Raw genomic sequence first — 381 nt, forward strand, 5'->3', positions numbered from 1 at the left:
ATGAAAGTTTATTTGAAACTATAAATCTAGCTATTACAAAATTGAAGGAAGATAACCATAATATTCATATTTTCAAGGTTGTAGGCCACAACAATAATATAATAACCGTAAAAATACCAATAGATGACATAGTTTACTTTGAAAGTATTAATCGAAAGGTTTATTTATGTACTAACCGCGATACCTTTGAATTGCGAGGGTATCAATTTAGTGAGGTTGTTGATAAATATACACAATATGGCTTTGCGGATATTCATAGATCCTGTATTGTAAATATGAAATACATACACTCTGTATCTAATTTTGAAGTAATACTAGATAATGGAGTTTCATTGCCTCTCAGTAGGAGAAAAAGGAAGCAGCTTCTTGAAAATTTTATTT

Annotated in this window: 1 protein-coding gene; it reads left to right on the forward strand. The window is 29.1% G+C overall.

The genetic code is table 11. The features are described from left to right. A partial coding sequence (locus UU7_RS18095; protein ID WP_162098667.1) for a LytTR family DNA-binding domain-containing protein occupies nucleotides 1–381 on the forward strand: 381 nt, incomplete at both ends.

The sequence above is a fragment of the Rhodanobacter spathiphylli B39 genome, from assembly GCF_000264295.1.
In the GTDB taxonomy this organism is placed as follows: Bacteria; Pseudomonadota; Gammaproteobacteria; order Xanthomonadales; family Rhodanobacteraceae; genus Rhodanobacter; species Rhodanobacter spathiphylli.